General features: G+C 72.0%; 16 protein-coding genes. 6 read left to right on the top strand and 10 right to left on the bottom strand.

What is annotated here, in order from left to right; translation table 11 throughout:
• Positions 1 to 63 precede the first annotated feature (63 nt).
• Positions 64 to 753, bottom strand: coding sequence for a response regulator (locus ABZ948_RS30455; RefSeq protein WP_031116384.1), 690 nt, complete (start codon positions 751 to 753; stop codon positions 64 to 66).
• The gene (locus ABZ948_RS30450; RefSeq protein WP_359764888.1) at positions 750 to 2474 is read right to left on the bottom strand and encodes a sensor histidine kinase; all 1725 of its coding nucleotides are present in this window, start codon (positions 2472 to 2474) and stop codon (positions 750 to 752) included. The genes ABZ948_RS30455 and ABZ948_RS30450 overlap by 4 nt, the downstream gene beginning before the upstream one ends.
• A gap of 177 nt (positions 2475 to 2651) precedes the next feature.
• Here ABZ948_RS30450 and ABZ948_RS30445 point away from each other — a divergent pair, with 177 nt between their 5' ends.
• Positions 2652 to 4046, top strand: coding sequence for a cation:dicarboxylate symporter family transporter (locus tag ABZ948_RS30445; RefSeq protein WP_359764886.1), 1395 nt, complete (start codon positions 2652 to 2654; stop codon positions 4044 to 4046).
• Positions 4047 to 4145: 99 nt separating this feature from the next.
• Here the strand turns inward: ABZ948_RS30445 and ABZ948_RS30440 are convergent, their stop codons facing one another.
• Positions 4146 to 4763: a TetR/AcrR family transcriptional regulator gene (locus tag ABZ948_RS30440; protein ID WP_359764884.1), complete on the bottom strand. Its 618-nt coding sequence runs from the start codon at positions 4761 to 4763 to the stop codon at positions 4146 to 4148.
• Between the two features lie 109 nt (positions 4764 to 4872).
• Here ABZ948_RS30440 and ABZ948_RS30435 point away from each other — a divergent pair, with 109 nt between their 5' ends.
• Complete coding sequence (locus ABZ948_RS30435; protein WP_359764882.1) at positions 4873 to 6543, top strand: DHA2 family efflux MFS transporter permease subunit; 1671 nt, start codon at positions 4873 to 4875, stop codon at positions 6541 to 6543.
• A 16-nt stretch (positions 6544 to 6559) separates the two neighbouring features.
• On the opposite strand, the gene ABZ948_RS30430 is transcribed toward ABZ948_RS30435, so the two are convergent.
• Both ABZ948_RS30430 and ABZ948_RS30425 read right to left on the bottom strand, forming a co-directional pair.
• Positions 6560 to 7459 carry an aldo/keto reductase gene (locus ABZ948_RS30430; protein WP_359764880.1) on the bottom strand — a complete coding sequence of 300 codons (900 nt, stop codon included), beginning with the start codon at positions 7457 to 7459 and terminating at the stop codon, positions 6560 to 6562.
• Between the two features lies 1 nt (position 7460).
• A complete protein-coding gene (locus ABZ948_RS30425) occupies positions 7461 to 8375 on the bottom strand; it encodes an NAD-dependent epimerase/dehydratase family protein (protein WP_359764878.1) in 915 nt (304 codons plus the stop codon).
• 45 nt (positions 8376 to 8420) lie between these two features.
• On the opposite strand from ABZ948_RS30425, the gene ABZ948_RS30420 reads away from it, so the two are divergent.
• The 4 genes from ABZ948_RS30420 to ABZ948_RS30405 all read left to right on the top strand — a co-directional run bounded on the left by ABZ948_RS30420 (position 8421) and on the right by ABZ948_RS30405 (position 12087).
• Positions 8421 to 8930, top strand: coding sequence for an Lrp/AsnC family transcriptional regulator (locus tag ABZ948_RS30420; RefSeq protein WP_359764876.1), 510 nt, complete (start codon positions 8421 to 8423; stop codon positions 8928 to 8930).
• Positions 8931 to 8959: 29 nt separating this feature from the next.
• Positions 8960 to 9373: a MerR family transcriptional regulator gene (locus ABZ948_RS30415; RefSeq protein WP_359764944.1), complete on the top strand. Its 414-nt coding sequence runs from the start codon at positions 8960 to 8962 to the stop codon at positions 9371 to 9373.
• The gene (locus ABZ948_RS30410) at positions 9370 to 9684 is read left to right on the top strand and encodes a thioredoxin family protein (protein WP_359764943.1); all 315 of its coding nucleotides are present in this window, start codon (positions 9370 to 9372) and stop codon (positions 9682 to 9684) included. Before ABZ948_RS30415 ends, ABZ948_RS30410 begins: the two co-directional genes overlap by 4 nt.
• 171 nt (positions 9685 to 9855) lie before the next feature.
• Positions 9856 to 12087 carry a HelD family protein gene (locus tag ABZ948_RS30405; RefSeq protein ID WP_359764874.1) on the top strand — a complete coding sequence of 744 codons (2232 nt, stop codon included), beginning with the start codon at positions 9856 to 9858 and terminating at the stop codon, positions 12085 to 12087.
• A gap of 20 nt (positions 12088 to 12107) precedes the next feature.
• On the opposite strand, the gene ABZ948_RS30400 is transcribed toward ABZ948_RS30405, so the two are convergent.
• The 5 genes from ABZ948_RS30400 to treS all read right to left on the bottom strand — a co-directional run.
• On the bottom strand, positions 12108 to 12518 hold the full coding sequence (locus ABZ948_RS30400; RefSeq protein WP_359764872.1) for a hypothetical protein: 411 nt from the start codon (positions 12516 to 12518) through the stop codon (positions 12108 to 12110).
• Entirely contained in the window at positions 12515 to 12985 is a 471-nt protein-coding gene (locus ABZ948_RS30395; RefSeq protein WP_359764870.1) for a hypothetical protein, read from the bottom strand. The genes ABZ948_RS30400 and ABZ948_RS30395 overlap by 4 nt, the downstream gene beginning before the upstream one ends.
• Before the next feature lie 125 nt (positions 12986 to 13110).
• Positions 13111 to 15996: a 1,4-alpha-glucan branching enzyme gene (gene glgB, locus ABZ948_RS30390; RefSeq protein ID WP_359764868.1), complete on the bottom strand. Its 2886-nt coding sequence runs from the start codon at positions 15994 to 15996 to the stop codon at positions 13111 to 13113.
• A 32-nt stretch (positions 15997 to 16028) separates the two neighbouring features.
• The gene (locus ABZ948_RS30385; RefSeq protein ID WP_359764866.1) at positions 16029 to 17471 is read right to left on the bottom strand and encodes a maltokinase N-terminal cap-like domain-containing protein; all 1443 of its coding nucleotides are present in this window, start codon (positions 17469 to 17471) and stop codon (positions 16029 to 16031) included.
• 191 nt (positions 17472 to 17662) lie between these two features.
• On the bottom strand, positions 17663 to 19063 hold a 1401-nt coding region (gene treS / locus ABZ948_RS30380), incomplete at its 5' end, for a maltose alpha-D-glucosyltransferase (protein ID WP_359764864.1).

The raw sequence follows: 19063 nt of genomic DNA, 5'->3' as shown, positions 1-19063 counted from the left end.
AAGTTGAGTGGTCTAGTCAGGTCAATGCGTGTGCGGCGGTTTCATCGGACGACTGAAGGGCCGTCACTGGCCCGTGACCCAGCGGTACTGGAGCTCCGGCCGCCCCACCGTGCCGTACTGCGGGCGGCGCGCCGCGCGGCCCGCGTCGACCAGGTGCTCCAGGTAACGGCGGGCCGTGATGCGGGAGATGCCCACCGTCTCGGCCACGCCCGCGGCCGTGAGGCCCTCCGCGCTGTCGCGCAGGGCGATCGTCACCCGCTCCAGCGTGGGCGCGCTCAGGCCCTTGGGCAGCGCGGCCGGGCCGGGGGCGCGCAGGGCCGCGAGGGCCCGGTCCACCTCGTCCTGGCCGCTGGCCTCGCCGACCGCCGCGTGGAACTCCGCGTACCGCACGAGCCGGTCGCGCAGGGTCGCGAAGGTGAACGGCTTCAGGACGTACTGCACGACCCCGAGCGAGACGCCCTCGCGGACGACCGCCAGATCGCGGGCCGACGTCACCGCTATCACGTCGGCGTGGTGGCCGGCCGCCCGCAGCGAGCGGGCCAGCTGCAGGCCGTGCACATCGGGGAGGTGCAGGTCGAGCAGGAGCAGGTCCACCGGGGTGCGGTCCAGGGCCCGGCGGGCCTCCGCGCCGGTGTGCGCCTTGCCCACGGCGACGAAGCCGGGGACCCGGCCGACGTACAGGACGTGGGCGTCGGCGGCCACGGGGTCGTCCTCCACCACCAGGACGCGGATGGCCTTCTCGCTGCTCGTCATGCGTCGCCTCCAGCGCCTCTGGACACCGGGGTCCCGGACGTCATCCGCCCGGCGACCGCGCCGGACTCCCGCAGCGGCAGCCGTACCTCGAACTCCGCCCCGCCCCCGTCGGCCTCCGTCACCGCCAGCGTCCCGCCGTGCCGCTGCGCCGCCTGCTGGACGAGCGCCAGCCCCAGGCCCCGGCCGCCCGGGCCCGCCGGCTTCGTCGAGAAGCCCCGCTGGAAGACCGCCTCGGCGTGCTCCGGGTCCACGCCCGGGCCCGTGTCCGAGACCCGCATCACCAGCTCCGGGGCTCCCGGCGGGTCCTGCGCGCCCTCCGTGTCCCGGGCGCCCGCGGCGTCGCCCACGCCGTCGGTGTCCTCGGTGTAGGCCGACACCGTCACCCGCGCCCGCACGCTGCCCTGCGCCGCGTCCACGGCGTTGTCGATCAGATTGCCGAGGATGGTCACCAGGTCCCGTGCCGGCAGGGAATCCGGCAGCAGCCCGTCGTCCAGCCGGCTGTCCTCCGACACCATCAGCTCCACGCCCCGCTCGTTCGCCTGGGCCGTCTTGCCCAGCAGCAGTGCCGCCAGCACCGGCTCGCTCACCGCCGCGACGACCTGGTCGGTCAGCGCCTGCGCCAGCTCCAGCTCGGCCGTCGCGAACTCCACCGCCTCCTCCGCCCGGCCCAGCTCGATCAGCGAGACGACCGTGTGCAGCCGGTTCGCCGCCTCGTGCGCCTGCGAGCGCAGCGCCTGCGTGAAGCCCCGCTCGGAGTCCAACTCGCCCATCAACGACTGCAGTTCGGTCACATCGCGCAGGGTGACGACCGTACCGCGCCGCTCTCCGCCCGACACCGGCGAGGTGTTGATCACCAGGACCCGGGAGGCCGTCAGATGCACCTCGTCGACCCGCGGCTCCGACGCCAGCAGCGCACCGGTCAGTGGGGCGGGCAGTCCCAGCTCCGCCACCGACCTGCCCACCACGTCCCCGGCCACGCCGAGCAACTCGCGCCCTCCGTCGTTGATCAACGCCACACGGTACTGCCCGTCCAGCATCAGCAGCCCCTCGCGTACCGCGTGCAGTGCGGCCTGGTGGTAGTCGTGCATGCGGCTCAGCTCGGCGGCGTTCATGCCGTGGGTGTGGCGGCGCAGCCGGGCGTTGATGACGTACGTGCCGACGGCGCCCAGCGCCAGGGCGCCGGCCGCGACACCGAGCAGGGCCGTCAGCTGGTCCTGCACCCGCTGGGTGATCTCCTCGACCCGGATGCCCGCGCTGACCAGGCCGACCACCCTCGGGCCGTCCTGGATGGGAGTGACCGCGCGGACCGAGGGGCCGAGCGTGCCGGTGTAGATCTCGGTGAAGGTCCGGCCCTTCAGGGCCGTCTCGGTGTGGCCCCGGAAGGGCTGGCCGATCTGGTCCGGGTCGGGGTGCGTCCAGCGGATGCCCCGCGGATCCATGATCGTGATGAAGTCGACCTCGGTGTCCCGCATGACCTTCAGTGCGTACGGCTGGAGCTCGGCGGTCGGGTCGGGGGTGCGCGTCGCCGCCAGCACGGACGGGGAGTCGGCAACGGACCGCGCCACCGCCCTGGCCTGGCGCCTCGCGGCCTCCTCGGCCTGGCTGCGGTCGCTGACATAGGTGAACAGCGCGTATCCGGCCACGACGACCGCTATCAGTACGGCCTGCATGGCGAAGAGCTGGCCCGCCAAGCTGCGGGGACCGGGGACGGAGAAGCGCATGACGTCAGTCTGCCTCGTGGCTGATTGTGAACTAAATGAACGGAAGGGTGACCGCGCTCACAGAGCAGGACATAGTCACGGCATTCCCCAATACGCATCTCCGGGAGCCCCCGCTCCCTCTTCCCGGACGTGAGCCGCACGCCGGTGATGCCGACGACGTCGTCAAGGAGGGCCGCCGTGACCAGCGCAGCCGATACGGCACCTGCCGCACCCAAAGCCAGGCGCGACCGCACGCACTATCTCTACATCGCGGTGATCATCGCGGTCGCCGCCGGTATCGCGGTGGGTCTGGCCGCACCCGACTTCGCTGTCGAGCTGAAGCCGATCGGGACCGGCTTCGTGAACCTGATCAAGATGATGATCTCGCCGATCATCTTCTGCACGATCGTGCTGGGCATCGGCTCGGTGCGGAAGGCCGCCAAGGTCGGTGCCGTCGGCGGTATCGCCCTGGGCTACTTCACGGTGATGTCGCTGGTCGCGCTGGGCATCGGCCTGGTCGTCGGCAACATCCTGGAGCCGGGTACCGGCCTCGCGGTGACCGACGCGGTCAAGGACGCCGGTCACGCGCAGATCGATACCGAGGCGAAGGGCACCACGGAGTTCCTGCTCGGCATCATCCCGACCACGATCGTCTCCGCCTTCACCAACGAGTCGGTCCTGCAGACCCTGCTGATCGCCCTGCTCGCGGGCTTCGCGCTGCAGGGCATGGGCTCGGCGGGCCAGCCGATCCTGCGCGGTATCGAGCACATCCAGCGGCTCGTCTTCCGCATCCTCGCCATGGTGATGTGGGCCGCCCCGATCGGTGCCTTCGGCGCCATCGCCGCCGTCACCGGCTCCGCCGGCCTGGAAGCCCTCAAGAGCCTCGCCGTGCTGATGCTCGGCTTCTACGTCACCTGCTTCCTGTTCGTCTTCATCGTGCTCGGCGTCCTGCTGCGCGTGATCTCCGGGCTGAACATCCTCACGCTGTTCAAGTACCTGGGCCGTGAGTTCCTGCTGATCCTCTCCACCTCCTCCTCCGAGTCCGCGCTGCCGCGGCTCATCGCGAAGATGGAACACCTGGGCGTCAGCAAGCCGGTGGTCGGCATCACCGTCCCGACCGGCTACTCCTTCAACCTCGACGGCACCATGATCTACATGACCATGGCGTCCCTGTTCATCGCCGACGCCATGGGCACCCCGATGTCGGTCGGCGAGCAGATCCCGCTGCTGCTCTTCCTGCTGGTCGCCTCCAAGGGCGCCGCCGGTGTCACCGGCGCCGGTCTCGCGACGCTGGCCGGTGGTCTGCAGTCGCACAAGCCGGCCCTGGTGGACGGCATCGGCCTCATCGTCGGCATCGACCGCTTCATGAGCGAGGCCCGCGCGCTGACCAACTTCGCGGGCAACGCCGTGGCGACCGTGCTGATCGGCACCTGGACGAAGGAGATCGACAAGGAGCGGGTGAACCAGGTCCTCGCCGGACAGCTGCCCTTCGACGAGAAGACGCTGCTGGACGACGGGCACGGCGGCCCGGCCTCCGACGACCACGTCGAGGTGCCCGAGCAGGGCGGCGAGAAGGAGCTGGCGAAGGCCTGACGGCCGCGCCGCCCCCGCGAGACTCCGGGCGGCTGGGTGTCCCCCCGTCGCCCAGCCGCCCGGTCCTCGTCTCGCGACAGATCAATCGTTCAGCACAGATCAATCGTTCAGCTTCGCCACCAGCTCGGTGGCCATCGAGGCGGGCACGCCCGCCGCGGTCAGAACCGTGACCGCGGCGCAGCGGCCCGCCTCTCGCGCTGTCAGGAGACCGTCGTTCACCGCCTCCAGCACGGCGATCAGCGTCTGCTCGTGCACATAGGCCAAGGCCGGCGCGGGCAGCGGTGAGCTGAAGACGCCCTCGTCCAGCCCGCGCCGCAACAGCCCGACGCTCTCCTCCCGGACGGGCGCGAGCCGCTCCCGGATGCCCTGCATGGTGACCGTGCGCTGGGCGAGCGCGACCAGCAGCCGGTAGCGGTCGGCGATCTCCCACACCGCCAGCACCGAACGCGCCACGGCCTCCGCCGGGTCCTCGACCCCCTCGCGGCCCGCCGTGTGCGCGGCCGACAGGGCCGCGACCGCCTCGTCGACGAGGGTGCTGATCAGCGCCTCGCGGTTCGGGAAGTGCCCGTAGACGGTCCGCCGTACGACGCCCGCGGCGCGGGCGATCTGGTCCATGGAGGCGTCGGGGTCCCGCAGCAGCTCGGCGAGGGCGACGTCGAGGATGCGGCGCCGGTTGGCGTCGGCGCGGCTGGTGTGGCCCGTGGTCATGCACGCCATTGTGCCCTTCCCCCGATCGATTTGCACAGCGCTGTGCAACGACGTAGATTGCACAGCGTTGTGTAAATGCACACCCATGTGCAAATCAACGAGGAAGGCAATCCCTGCCATGCGACTCGTCATGACCGAACCGGCCGAGGGGACGGACCGCCCCTACGCCCGCCGCTGGTGGGCGCTCCTCGTCCTCTGCCTGAGCCTGCTGATCATCGTGATGGCGAACACCGCCCTCACCGTGGCCGCGCCCGACATGACCGAGGACCTCGGCCTGTCCAGCGCCGACCTGCAGTGGGTCATCGACGGCTACACCGTCCCGTACGCCGCGCTGATGCTGCTGCTCGGCGCGATCGGCGACAAGTACAGCCGCCGCGGCGCGCTCGTCCTCGGTCTCGTGGTGTTCGGGGGCGGCGCGGTCTCCGGGTACCTCGCCGACAGCGCCACGGCGGTCATCGCCGCCCGTGCCGTGATGGGTGCCGGCGCCGCGATGATCATGCCCGCCACGCTGTCCCTGCTCGCCGCGACCTTCCCGCGGGCCGAGCGGGCCAAGGCCATCACCCTGTGGACCGCCACCGCCGGGCTCGCCATCGCGGCCGGGCCGCTCGTCGCCGGGGCCCTGCTGGAGCACCACGGCTGGTCCTCCACGTTCCTCATCAACGTCCCGGTCGCCGCCCTGGCCATCGTCGGCGCGTTCGTCCTCGTGCCGCCGTCCAAGGCCGCCGGCCGAGGGCGCATCGACTACGGCGGCGGCCTGCTGTCGGTCGTGTGGATCGGCGCCCTGGTCTACATGATCATCGAGGGCCCGCACTTCGGCTGGGGCGCCAAGGCCGTCACCGCGGCGGTCGTCGCGGGCGCCGGGCTCGTCGCCTTCGTGCTCTGGGAGCTGCGCCACCCGCGCCCGGTCCTCGACGTCCGCCGCTTCGCCGACCGCCGGTTCGCGGGCTCGAACCTCGCCGTCGCGCTGTTCTTCCTGGCGGTCTTCGGCGCCTTCTACTACCTCACCCAGCACCTGCAGTTCGTCCTCGGCTACGACGCCCTGGACACCGGCCTGCGCATGCTGCCGCTGGCCGGAGCCGTCTTCGTGGGCTCGGCCCTCACCGGCTACCTGACCCCCCGGGTCGGCATGAAGTGGACCGTGACGGCCGGCATGGTCGGCGGTACGGCCGCCCTCGCGCTGCTCACCCGCGTCGACTCCGGGTCGTCCTACGGCGACTTCGTCGCGCCCCTGGTCGTCCTCGGGCTCGCGATCGGGCTCGCGCTGTCGCCCTGCACGGACGCGATCATGGGGGCGTTCCCGGAGTCCGAACTGGGAGTCGGCGGCGCGGTGAACGACACCTCGCTGGAGCTGGGCGGATCGCTCGGCATCGCCATCCTCGGCTCGCTGCTGGCGACGTCGTACTCCGGGCATCTCTCGGACGCCACGGCCGGCAGCGAGCTGCCCGCGTCCTCCCTGGAGACCGCCCAGGACTCCGTCGGCGCCGGATACGCCGTGGCCCAGGGCATCGGCGACAAGGCGCGGCAGCTGGCCGAGCAGGCGGCGCACGCGAGCGACCCGCAGCAGGCGGAGCGGCTCAAGGCGCAGGCCGGGCAACTGGCCGACGGGGCACGGCAGATGGCCGACGCGGTGGGGTCGTCCTTCTCCGACGCGGTCGCGCACACCAGCCTGGTCGGTGCGGTGGTCCTGGGCATCGGCACGGTGATCGTGGCGCTGCTGCTGCCCGGCAAGGGGAAGCCCGCGGCCGAGCCCGCCGAGGACAGGGAACCGGAGACCGCGGGGGTCCGTTAGTCCGGGACCGGCGCGGCTAGTCCGGGACCGGCGCGGCGGCCTCGTCCAGGCGTGCCCGTTCCTCCGCGCCGAGGAGCAGGTCCGCCGCTGCGGCCGAGTCCCGGGCCGTCTCGGGCCGGCTCGCCCCGGGGATCGGGATCACGGCCGGGGAACGGGCCAGCAGCCAGGCCAGTCCGACCCGCTGGGGACTGACGCCGCGCTCCGCCGCGACCTCGTGGAAGGCGGCGAAGCGTGCCGCTCCCTCCGTCCGCGAGGGCCCGTCCAGGGAACTGCGGGCCAGCCCGCCCAGCGGGCTCCACGGCAGGAACGCCAGTCCCAGTCCGGCGCACAGCCGCAGCTCGGGCTCACTGTCCCGGACTGCGGGGGAGTACCGGTTCTGCACCGACACCAGCCGGTCGCCGAGGATCGCGCGGGCCCGGCGGATCTGGTCCGCGTCGGTGTTGGAGACTCCGGCCAGCCGGATCGTGCCCGCGTCGAGCAGCTCGCGCAGCGCGCCCACCGACTCCTCGAACGGCACGGAGGGGTCCGGCTTGTGCAGCTGGTAGAGGCCGATCGCCTCGACCCCGAGCCGCTTGAGCGACGCCTCGGCGGCGGCCTTGAGGTGCCGGGGGGAGCCGTTCACCGTCCACTCGCCGCCGGCCGGACGGCCCCGGCCGCCCTTCGTGGCCACCAGGACGTCCGAGGTGTCACCGCCGTGGGCGGCCAGCGCGCGGGCCACCAGACGCTCGTTGTGGCCGGGTTCCGCGCCCGGCAGATGGTAGGAGTCGGCCGTGTCCAGGAGGGTCACGCCCGCGTCGAGCGCGGCGTGCACGGTCGCCAGGGCGCGCTCCTCGTCCGGCCGGCGCTCGATGGACAGCGGCATCGCGCCGAGCCCGACCGCGCTCACGCGCACCCCGCCGAGTGTTCTGTACCGCATGTCAGGCGCCCTTCCCGAGCGTCTCGGCGACGGCCGTCGGCAGCCACTGCCGGGCGTCGCCGAAGGTGAACCCGAGCCGGGCGGCGCGGGCGTTGTCCATGCCGTAGGAGCGGCGGAAGGAGAACGGCGAGACCTCGCCGACCTCGACCGGCCGGAACACGGCCCGGCCGCCCGGCACGTGCGCGGCCACCGCCTCGCACAACTCCTCGGTGGTCAGCGCCCCGGGGGAGGCGGCGTTCACCGGCCCGGTGAAGTCCTGGCCCGCCGCCCAGGCCAGGAAGCGCGCGACCTCCTCGACGTACACGTAGGTGGCCGGACGGTTCACGGCCGGGACGGCGATCGGCTCGCCGGCGCGCATCCGCTCGGCGTAGTGGGCCAGCCGCCCGGTGAAGTCGTCGTCGCCGCCCAGCACATGGGCGACCCGCACCGCCGTGCAGGCGAACGCCGGGTCGCCGGCCGCGAGGACCGCCTCGGCCTGCCGCTTGCCCTCCCCGTAGTTCGCCTCCAGGAACGCGGGGTCGTCCCAAGGCAGTTCGAGGCCGACCGTGACGGTGGCCGGGTCGACGGCCTCCTCGGGCACGGGCGTGGGGGAGTCCTCGTACTCGTACACCTCGACCGTCGAGGTCATCACATAGCGGCGCGTACGGCCGGAGAAGACGCGGCGGGCGAGGGCCGCCTGGCGCGGTGTGTAGCAGACCTGGTCGACGACGGCGTCGAAGACGCGGGAGCCGAGCGCGCCGGTCAGCGACCGCTCGTCGTCCCGGTCGGCGACCAGGTGCTCCACCCCGGCGGGCGGCGGGGAGGACCCCCGGTTCAGCACGGTGACGCGGTGCCCCGCGTCGAGCAGCCGTGCGCTGAGTCGCTTTCCGACGTAACGGTTCCCGCCGATGACCAGGACGTCCAGGGCCTTTTCCATGACCATAATTCTCCCGGCGCACCATCACGTCCTGAAGGGGGAACCATGGGAGTTACGGCCGCCACGCCGAAAGAACCACGGCATCTGCGGGCCGCCGCCGGTGAAACATCGGTGGCGTTCGACGCGCTGGACCGGCAGATCCTCGAACTGCTCCAGACCGACGGCCGGATCAAGCTCAGCGAGCTGGGCCGCCGGGTCCGGCTCAGCCCCGCGGCGGTCACCGAGCGGGTGCGGCGGCTGGAGGCGGCGGGCGTCATCAGCGGCTACGGCGCCCACGTCGTGCCGGCCCGGCTCGGCTACGGCATCCAGGCGTTCGTCCGGGTCGACCCGCACGGCGGCTACAACCTCAAGCACCCGAGGACCCTGGAGCTGATCGAGCGGCCCGAGATCACCGAGGTGCACCACGTGGTCGGGGAGGACTGCTGGTTCCTCAAGGTCGCCGTCCGGGACACCGTCCACCTGGAGGAGGTCCTGGAGGAGATCTCCGCGCTGGGCCGCACCACGACGTCGATCGTGCTGACCTCCCCGGTGGAGCGGAAACCGCTGTTGCCTTGACGCCGGGGTCAAGGATTACGTTCGTGCGCATGCGAATCGGCGAGCTGGCCGCACGGGCCGGGACCACGACGCGGACGCTGCGGTACTACGAGGCGCGGGGGCTGCTGCCCGCGCGGCGCGAGGGCAACGGGTACCGGACGTACGACGAGTGCGATCTGAAGCTGCTGGAGCAGATCCGGACGCTGCAGGACTTCGGGTTCGGCCTGGAGGAGACGCGGCCGTTCGTGGAGTGCCTGCGCGCCGGGCACCCCGAGGGCGACTCGTGCCCGGCGTCGCTCGCGGTCTACCGGCGCAAGCTGGACGAACTCGACTCCCTGATCGGCCGGCTGAGCAGCGTGCGGGAGACGGTCGCCCGGCAGCTGGCCCGGGCCGAACTGGCCGCCGAGGCGGAGGTTCCGGGAGGTCCGGAGCCTGGTTGCGAGCTGGGGAGGCAGACGTGGTGACCGAGGTGACGGACGCGGACTTCGAGGCCGAGGTGATCGGCGCGGACCTGCCGGTCCTGGTGGAGTTCACCGCCGACTGGTGTCCGCCGTGCCGGCAGATGGCGCCGGTGCTCAAGGCCCTCGCCTTCGAGGAGGGCGACCGGCTGAAGGTGGTGCAGCTGGACGTGGACCACAATCCGCTGACCACCAACGCCTACAAGGTGCTGTCCATGCCGACGTTCATGGTGTTCCGCGGCGGCGAGCCCGTGAAGGCGATGGTGGGCGCGCGGGCCAAGCGGCGGCTGCTGGAGGAGCTGTCCGACGTGCTGTAGAGGACCGCCCCGACATGAGGAAATCCCCCGGGCAATTGCGCTCGGGGGATTTCCTTGCGTATATTTGTTTGTTCGTGACTTCACGTCGAATGAAGTCACGGAGAAGTTCAGTGAGCACAGTATATCCGGGCGGGAGCGGAATTGTCAAACACCGAATTTCCGGACGATGAATTGCGACAGGAACAGGAATTCATCGACGGGTTGTACGCGCGCGTGGACGCGCTGCGCGGCGACGCCGAGACCTCCGTCACGGACGCGCTCGCGCAGGGCAACACCCCCATGCAGGCCAGACTCGAGCGGGACATCCTCGTCGCCGAACGCTCCGGGCTGCTCGCCGCGCTCAACGCGGTCGACGGCTCCCTGTGCTTCGGCCGCATCGACCTCACCTCGGGCGTCACCCACCACATCGGCCGCATCGGCCTGCGCACCGACGACGCCGAGCGCACGCCCGTCCTCATCGACTGGCGCGCCGACGTCGCCCGCCCCTTCTACCTGGCCACCGGCCACACCCCGATGGGCCTCAGGCGCCGGCGGCACATCGCCACCGACGGCCGCAGGGTCACCCACCTGCACGACGAGATCCTCGACCTCGGCGACGAGACCCGCACCGGCCACGAGGACCCGACGGGCGACGCCGTGCTGCTCGCCGCCCTCAACTCGGCCCGCACCGGCCGCATGAGCGACATCGTGCAGACCATCCAGGCCGACCAGGACCGCATCATCCGCGCCCCGCACCGCGGCGTCATGGTGGTGGAGGGCGGCCCCGGCACCGGCAAGACGGCCGTCGCCCTGCACCGCGCCGCCTACCTGCTCTACGAGCACCGCGAGCTGCTCGCCAAGCGCGCCGTCCTGATCGTCGGGCCCAACCCGGCGTTCCTCGGCTACATCGGCGAGGTGCTGCCGTCCCTCGGCGAGACCGGCGTGCTCCTCGCGACCGTCGGCGAGCTGTACCCCGGCGTGAAGGCGACCGCCACCGACACCCCCGAGGCGGCCGCCGTGAAGGGCCGCGCCGGCATGGCCGATGTGCTCGCCGAGGTCGTCCGCAGCCGGCAGGCGCTGCCCGACCCGGTCATCGCCATCGAGCACGACCGCGAGGTCCTGATGCTCGACGACGGCCTGGTCAACGTCGCCCGCGAGCGCACCCGCGCCGCCAAGCTGCCGCACAACGCCGCCCGTGAGCACTTCGAGGGCCACATCCTCAACACCCTCACCGAGCTGTACGCCGAGCGCATCGGCACCGACCCCTTCGACGGGTCCAGCCTGCTCGACCCCAGCGACATCACCCAGATCCGCGACGACCTCGCCGAGAACCCCGAAGTGTGGTCCGCCATCGACCAGTTGTGGCCGGTGCTGACCCCGCAGCGGCTCGTCGCCGACTTCCTCGCGGCGCCCGAGGAGTTCCTGCCCGCCGAGGACGCCGACGCCGTACGCCGCCCGGTGACCCGGCGCTGGACCGTCGCGGACGTGCCGCTGCTCGACGAGGCCGCCGAACTCCTCGGCGAGGACGACCGGCTCGCCCGGGAGCGCGCCGAGCGCGAGCGGGAGCGGCAGATCGCCTACGCCCAGGGCGTGCTGGACGTCTCCTACGCGTCCCGGACCTACGAGTTCGAGGACAAGGAGGAGGACGACCCCGAGAGCTCCGAGGTGCTCTCCGCGCACGACATCATCGACGCCGAGCGGTTCGCCGAGCGGCACGAGGAGGACGACCACCGCAGCGCCGCCGAGCGGGCGGCCGCCGACCGCACCTGGGCGTTCGGGCACATCATCGTCGACGAGGCGCAGGAGCTGTCGCCGATGGCGTGGCGGCTGCTGATGCGGCGCAGCCCGACCCGCTCGATGACCCTGGTCGGCGACCCGGCGCAGACCGCGGAGGCGGCCGGCGTCGGCTCCTGGTCGGGCATCCTCTCCCCCTACGTCGAGGACCGCTGGGAGCACACCCGCCTGGGCGTCAACTACCGCACCCCGGCCGAGATCATGGACGTCGCGGCGGCCGTGGTCCGCGCCGAGAACCCGGAGTTCGAGCCGCCCAGCTCGGTCCGCGCCACGGGCGTACGCCCCTGGGCCCGGGCCACCGACGACCTGCCGGGCGCCGTCGCCAAGGCGGTCGGGGAGCTCACCCCGGCCGAGGGACGCCTCGCGGTGATCGCCCCGCGCGACCTCCACCGGGGCATCGCGGCCCGGCTGGACGGCGTCACGGCGGGTGCCGAACCCGACCTGACGCAGACGGTCGTGCTGCTCGACCCACGCCAGGCCAAGGGCCTGGAGTTCGACTCGGTCCTCGTGGTCGAGCCCGGCCGCTACGGCACCAGCGACCTGTACGTGGCCCTGACCCGGGCCACCCAGCGCCTCGGTGTGCTGCACACCGGGGAGCTGCCCAGGGCGCTGGCGGAGGCGCTCGGGTAGGCCCGCGCGGAACGCGGCGCCTACCCCACCTGGGACTTCGGATCCCGCAGGGCGTGCCACAGCCCGGCGCCGAGGGGGACGACCGTCAGGGCGAAGAAGACCCAGAACAGGAACTCGGCGCCAGGGGCGAGGTGGTAGACGGTGCCGTCCTCCCACACGCAGGAGGCGCGTGGGGGGAAGGCGCTGGAGACGCCCGAGACCTCGCCGCCGCCGATGACGCCCTCCCGGTACGCCTCCCCGGGGCAGGGAGCCGTCTCCGGGAACAGCACGGGGTCGTCGGCGGCCATGATGTACAGCCAGGTGAGGGCGGTGAGCGGAGCCGCCCAGAAGACCGAGGTACGCACCCACAGCGGCAGCAGTGGATGGGTCAGCAAGCCGCGCAGCGCGACCACGGCGATCACCAGCCCGGCGAAGACGGGCAGCAGTGTCATGACGGCACGGCTGCCCTGCGGGCCCGCAGTTCGCTCGCGTAGCCGGCGCCGATGGCGAGCAGCGCGGCGGAGAGGGCGAGCACCGCCGTCGCCCCGTTCATCCACGCGTAGGACGGATCACTGGCGTAGACGGAGCCGTCCTCACGGACGCAGTCGAAGCGCAGCGGCAGGTACGAGGAGCGGTGGTGGCTCAGGCCCTGGATCGTGGCCGGGTCGAAGCCGTCCTGGCAGGCCGGCGCCGGGACGGAGTTCGCCCCGTCGTTGAAGTCCGACTCCGACGTCAGCACGGCGAAGAAGCCCAGGGAGTACACGGCCGCCGCGGCCCACGCGGCCGTCGCCGCCGCCCGGCGCATCAGGTGCACCGTCCACGGCTCGGGCCGTCCGGGAAACGCCATCGCGGCGGTCCCCGCGGCAGCGACGATCGCGGCGATGGCGCAGACCACCGAGATACCGAGTCCCACCAGCACGGGCCTCAGTCCCTTCCGGGCCGACGGGTGAGTGGGGTGGCACGCATGTGGCCACCCCACCAGGCCCGCACCGGACCGGCTGTGACGGAAGCCACTCCTCCCGTCACAGCGGTGTCACAGGCCGCCTACGCCGGACGCAGCCACACCGTGGCCAGCGGCGGCAGCGTCAGCCGGATGCTCGCGGGGCGGCCGTGCCAGGACTGGGCCTCGGGCTTGACCGGGTCGGCCCGCGTGACGTCGCTGCCGCCGTAGCGGGCGGCGTCGGTGTTGACGGCCTCGTGCCAGGCCGGCACGTCCTCGGGCACGCCCAGGCGGTAGTCCTGGCGCACGACCGGCGCGAAGTTGGACACCGCCAGCAGCGGGTTGCCGTCCGGGTCCAGCCTCAGGAACGCGAGCACGTTGTCGTCGGCGGCGTCCCCCACGATCCACTCGAAACCGGCCGGGTCCGTGTCGAGGCGCCACAGCGCCGGAGTGGCGCGGTAGACGGTGTTGAGATCGCGGACCAGGTCCCGCACGCCCCGGTGGTCGGCCTCCGCCCCGTACCCCGGGTCCAGCAGCCACCAGTCGGGGCCGTGCGCCTCGGACCACTCGGCACCCTGGGCGAACTCCTGCCCCATGAACAGCAGTTGCTTGCCCGGGTGGGCCCACATGAAGCCGAGGTAGGCCCGGACCCCGGCCCGCTGCTGCCACCAGTCGCCGGGCATCTTCGACACCAGGGAGCCCTTGCCGTGCACGACCTCGTCGTGGGAGATGGGCAGGACGTAGTTCTCGCTGTAGGCGTACACCATCGAGAACGTCATCTCGTGGTGGTGGTACTTGCGGTGCACCGGATCGTGGCTCATGTACTGCAGCGAGTCGTGCATCCAGCCCATGTTCCACTTCAGCCCGAACCCGAGCCCGCCGAAACCGCTCGGGCCCTTGTGGTGGGTGGCCCGGGTGACGCCGTCCCAGGCGGTGGACTCCTCGGCGACCGTGACCACGCCGGGCACCCTGCGGTACACCGTCGCGTTCATCTCCTGGAGGAACGCCACCGCGTCCAGGTTCTCCCGGCCGCCGTGCTCGTTGGGCGTCCACTGGCCCGGCTCGCGCGAGTAGTCGAGGTAGAGCATCGAGGCGACCGCGTCCACGCGCAGCCCGTCGATGTGGAACTCCTCGCACCAGTACACGGCGTTCGCGACGAGGAAGTTGCGCACCTCGTTGCGCCCGAAGTCGAACTCCAGCGTGCCCCAGTCGGGGTGCGCGGCCCGCAGCGGATCCTCGTGCTCGTACAGGGGCTTGCCGTCGAACTCGGCCAGCGCCCAGTCGTCGCGCGGGAAGTGGGCGGGCACCCAGTCCATGATCACGCCGATGCCGGCCTGGTGCAGCCTGTCGACCAGGTACCGGAAGTCGTCCGGCGTGCCGAGGCGGGCCGTCGGCGCGTAGAAGCCGGTGACCTGGTAGCCCCAGGAGCCGCCGAACGGGTGCTCCGCGACCGGCATCAGCTCCACGTGCGTGAAGCCCAGGTTCTTCACGTAGCCGGGAAGCTGCTCGGCGAGCTGGCGGTACGTCAGCCCCGGCCGCCAGGACGGCAGGTGGACCTCGTACACCGAGAACGGCCTCTCGTGCGCCGGGGCCTCGGCGCGCCGCGACAGCCAGTCGGCGTCGCCCCACGCGTAGTCCGAGGACGTGATGACCGACGAGGTCGCGGGCGGCACCTCCGTGCGGCGGGCCAGCGGGTCGGCGCGCATCGTCTTCGAACCGTCGGGCCGGGTGATCTCGAACTTGTACAGCTCGCCCTCGCCGATGTCCGGCAGGAACAGCTCCCACACCCCCGACGAGCCCAGCGAACGCATGGCGTGGCCGGTGCCGTCCCAGAAGTTGAAGGTGCCGGCCACGCGCACGCCGCGCGCGTTCGGCGCCCACACCGCGAAGCGGGTGCCGGTCACGCCCTGGTGGGTCATCGGGTGCGAGCCCAGCGCCGTCCACAGCTCCTCGTGCCGGCCCTCGCCGATCAGGTGCAGGTCGAGGTCGCCCAGCGTGGGCAGGAAGCGATAGGCGTCCTCGGTCTCCTGGACCGTGCCCTCGTACGCGACGACCAGCCGGTACTCGGGGACCTCCCGCAGCGGCAGCAGCCCGGAGAAGAAGCCCTCCCCGTCGGCGTGCAGCTCCGCCCGCAGCTCCCCGGCGATCACGGTGACCGACAGGGCGTACGGCCGGAACGCCCGGAACGCGATCCCGCCGGGCACCGGGTGGGCGCCGAGCACGGAGTGCGGGTCGTGGTGCGTGCCGTCGAGCAGCCGCTCCCGGTCCACCGCGTCCACGGCGGGCGAGACGGCGACCTCCATCTCCGGGGGGACGACCTGGGCGGCAGCGGCCTTCTTCGCCACCGCCTTCTTGGCGGTGGTCTTCTTCGCCGGGGCCTTCTTCGCGGCGGCCTTCTTGGCGGGCGCCTTGGTCGCCGCTGCCTTGGCGGCCGTGGCCGTGGTCTTGGCGGCCGTTGCCTTGGTCGCCGTGGCCTTCTTGGCCGCCGTCTTCTTGGCAGCCGCTTTCGCCGTCGTGGCCTTGGTCGCCGTGGACTTCGCAGCCGTGGCCTTGACGGTGGTGGTCTTCGTCGCGGCCGCCTTCTTCGTGACGGCCTTCTTGGCAGTGGTCTTCTTCGCGACGGCCTTCTCGGGTGTCGTCTTCTTCGCGACGGTCTTCTCGGGTGACGTCTTCTTCGCGACGGCCGTCTCGGGTGCCGTCTTCTCGGGCGCCGTCTTCTTGGCGACCGCCTTCTTCGCGGTCGTCTTCGCCGGCGCCGCCTTCTTGGCCGTGGCCTTGGACGCGGGTGACTGCCCGGCCGGCGTCTTCTTGGCGGCGGCCTTCTTGGCGGCGGTCGTCTTCGCCGGGGCCGTCTTCTTCGCCGCTGCCTGTTTCGGCACCGCCGTCTTCTTCGCGGCGCTCTTCTTCTGGGCGGCCGTGGGCTGCTCGGGGATCTTCTCCCCGGCCGTCCCCTGGGGACGCGAACCGCTGGACTCAGGGCGGGGGGTCACGGGCGGAGCCTCCTGGGCGAAGGTGGGACAGGTCAGGTCAGGTGGCCGGACGAGGCGAGCCGGTCTATGGCGGCCAGGGGCACCGGCAGCCAGTCGGGGCGGTGCCGGGCCTCGTACACCACCTCGTAGATCGCCTTGTCCGTCTCGTAGGCGCGCAGCAGCACCGGGTCGGTGCGCGGATCGCGGCCGGAGGCCTCCGCGTAGCCGGAACAGTACGCGGACCGGCAGGTCTCGGCCCAGTCCGGCTGGGGCGGATCGACCGAGCGTGCCGCGTAGTCGAAGGACCGCAGCATGCCGGCGACATCGCGCACCGTGGGCTGCGGCATGCGCCGCTCGGCCAGCGGCCGGGCCGGCTCGCCCTCGAAGTCGATCAGCTTCCACTCGCCGGTCGGCGAGCGCAGGCACTGACCGAGGTGCAGATCGCCGTGCACGCGCTGCGCGGTCCAGGTGCGGCCCTCGGCGGCCAGGTCGCCGAGCGCCGTGAACGCCGACCGCAGCCCGCTCGCGTAGGGCCGCAGCGCGGGCACCGCCTGGACGGCCGCCTCCAGCCGCTCGGTCATGCCGTCGACCATGAGGCGGAGCTGCATGTGACCGAGCGTGACCGTCGGCAACGCCCGGGCCAGCGCCGTGTGCACCTCGGCGGTGGCCCGCCCCAGCGCCCGCGCCTCGGCGCCGAAGTCCTCGCCCTTGGCCAGCTCGCGCAGCGCCAGCTCCCAGCCGTCGGAGGCGCCCTGCACGAACGGCTGGAGCACGCCCAGCACGTACGGCTGGCCGGCGTGGTCCGCCGGGCCCGTGGAGAGGACCGGGTCCGCGGTGGGCGGGACGTCGGCGACCATCCAGGCCGTCGGCGCGGGCACCCGGGGGCAGTCCTCGCGGGCCAGCGCCAGCGGCAGCTCCAGGTCCGGATTGACCCCGGGCACTATCCGGCGCAAAAGCTTCAGGATGAACGTATCTCCGTAGACGATCGACGAGTTGGACTGTTCCGCGGTCACCACGCGCGGCACAAGACCGGACCGGATGTCCTGGCCGAGGTCCCGCTCGAAGCGCAGCCCACCGATGCGGGCCTGGGTGCGCAGCGCCTCCAGGAGCAGCTCGGCGGGCCTGGTGTCGTGCAGGGCGTCGTAGACCGTCCGGCCGGCCAGCGGCCCCGTCGTCACATGTCCGATGAGCGCGGGCGCCAGCCGAGGCGGCAGCGCCTCGCGCACGCCTATGAGCAGCTGGTAGCAGTCGCCGGGGTGGTCGGGCGCCCCGTGGGACGGCACGAGCGGCTGGTGGGCGCGGACGAGCAGGTGGTACAGGCCCAGCTTGCCGTTGCCCGGGAGCAACTCGGTGGCCTCGACCAGGGTGAACCCGGTGACCGGGCGCCCCTTGCCGGCGAACCAGCGCTGCCGCGGCAGCCATTCCCGCAGCAGCGGATCCAGGGATGCGAGAAGGCCGGGCGGGGTGGTGACGGTGCGTGTGACGGCTTCCGACATGGCGTCGCGTCCTTTCACCCATTCTTGGTGCGCCTGCGGCGCCTTCAGCCGGTGCCGGCGGGCGCCCCTCCGGCTCACGCGGGTGGGCGGGGTGTTACTGATGCGTGCCCCGGGCGGGGCAGGGGAAACGCCCCGCCACGGGGGTTTGCGGCCTGCCCCGCAGATCAGGCCTCATCAGGCGGTTTCGGGCCTCATACGGCGTCCCTGCGGAGCCGGAACCAGTAGAAGCCGTGGCCCCCCAGTGTCAGCAGGTAGGGCAGCTCGCCGATGGCCGGGAACCGGACCCCGCCGAACAGCTCCACCGGGTGCCGGCCCTCGAACGCGCTCAGATCCAGCTCCGTGGGCTGTGCGAACCGCGAGAAGTTGTTCACGCACAGCACCAGGTCGTCCTCGTATTCGCGCAGGAACGCGAGCACGGCCGGGTTCGTCGACGGCAGCTCGGTGTACGAGCCGAGGCCGAAGGCAGGATTCTGCTTGCGGATCTCGATCATGCGGCGGGTCCAGTGCAGCAGCGACGACGGCGACGCCATGGACGCCTCGACGTTCGTGACCTGGTAGCCGTAGACCGGGTCCATGATCGTGGGCAGGAACAGCCGCCCCGGGTCGGACGAGGAGAAGCCCGCGTTGCGGTCGGGCGTCCACTGCATCGGCGTGCGCACCGCGTCGCGGTCGCCGAGCCAGATGTTGTCGCCCATGCCGATCTCGTCGCCGTAGTACAGGATCGGCGAGCCCGGCAGGGACAGCAGCAGGGCCGTGAACAGTTCGATCTGGTTGCGGTCGTTGTCCAGCAGCGGGGCGAGCCTGCGCCGGATGCCGATGTTGGCGCGCATGCGGGGGTCCTTGGCGTACTCGGCCCACATGTAGTCGCGCTCTTCGTCGGTGACCATCTCGAGCGTGAGCTCGTCGTGGTTGCGCAGGAAGATGCCCCACTGGCAGCCCGAGGGGATGGCCGGGGTCTTGGCCAGGATCTCGGAGACCGGGTAGCGGGACTCGCGGCGGACGGCCATGAAGATGCGCGGCATGACCGGGAAGTGGAACGCCATGTGGCACTCGTCGCCGCCGCTCGGGTAGTCGCCGAAGTAGTCGACGACGTCCTCGGGCCACTGGTTGGCCTCGGCCAGCAGCACGGTGTCCGGGTACTGGGCGTCGATCTCCTTGCGCACCCGCTTCAGGAAGTCGTGCGTCTCCGGGAGGTTCTCGCAGTTGGTGCCCTCCTGCTGGTACAGGTACGGCACCGCGTCCAGCCGGAACCCGTCGATGCCGAGGTCCAGCCAGAACTTCAGCGCGGAGATCATCTCCTCCTGCACGGCCGGGTTCTCGTAGTTGAGGTCCGGCTGGTGGGAGAAGAAACGATGCCAGTAGTACTGCTTGCGGACCGGGTCGTACGTCCAGTTGGAGGCTTCCGTGTCGACGAAGATGATCCGCGCGTCCTGGAACTGCTTGTCGTCGTCCGCCCACACGTAGTAGTCGCCGTAGGGCCCGTCGGGGTCCTTCCTCGACTCCTGGAACCACGGGTGCTGGTCGCTGGTGTGGTTCATGACGAAGTCGATGATCACGCGCATGCCGCGCTGGTGGGCGGCGTCGACGAACTC

It is taken from the genome of Streptomyces olindensis, from assembly GCF_040645895.1.
GTDB lineage: Bacteria > Actinomycetota > Actinomycetes > Streptomycetales > Streptomycetaceae > Streptomyces > Streptomyces olindensis.
Note: the sequence above shows the minus strand (reverse complement) of the source record. Positions and strands in the feature narration are given on the sequence as shown.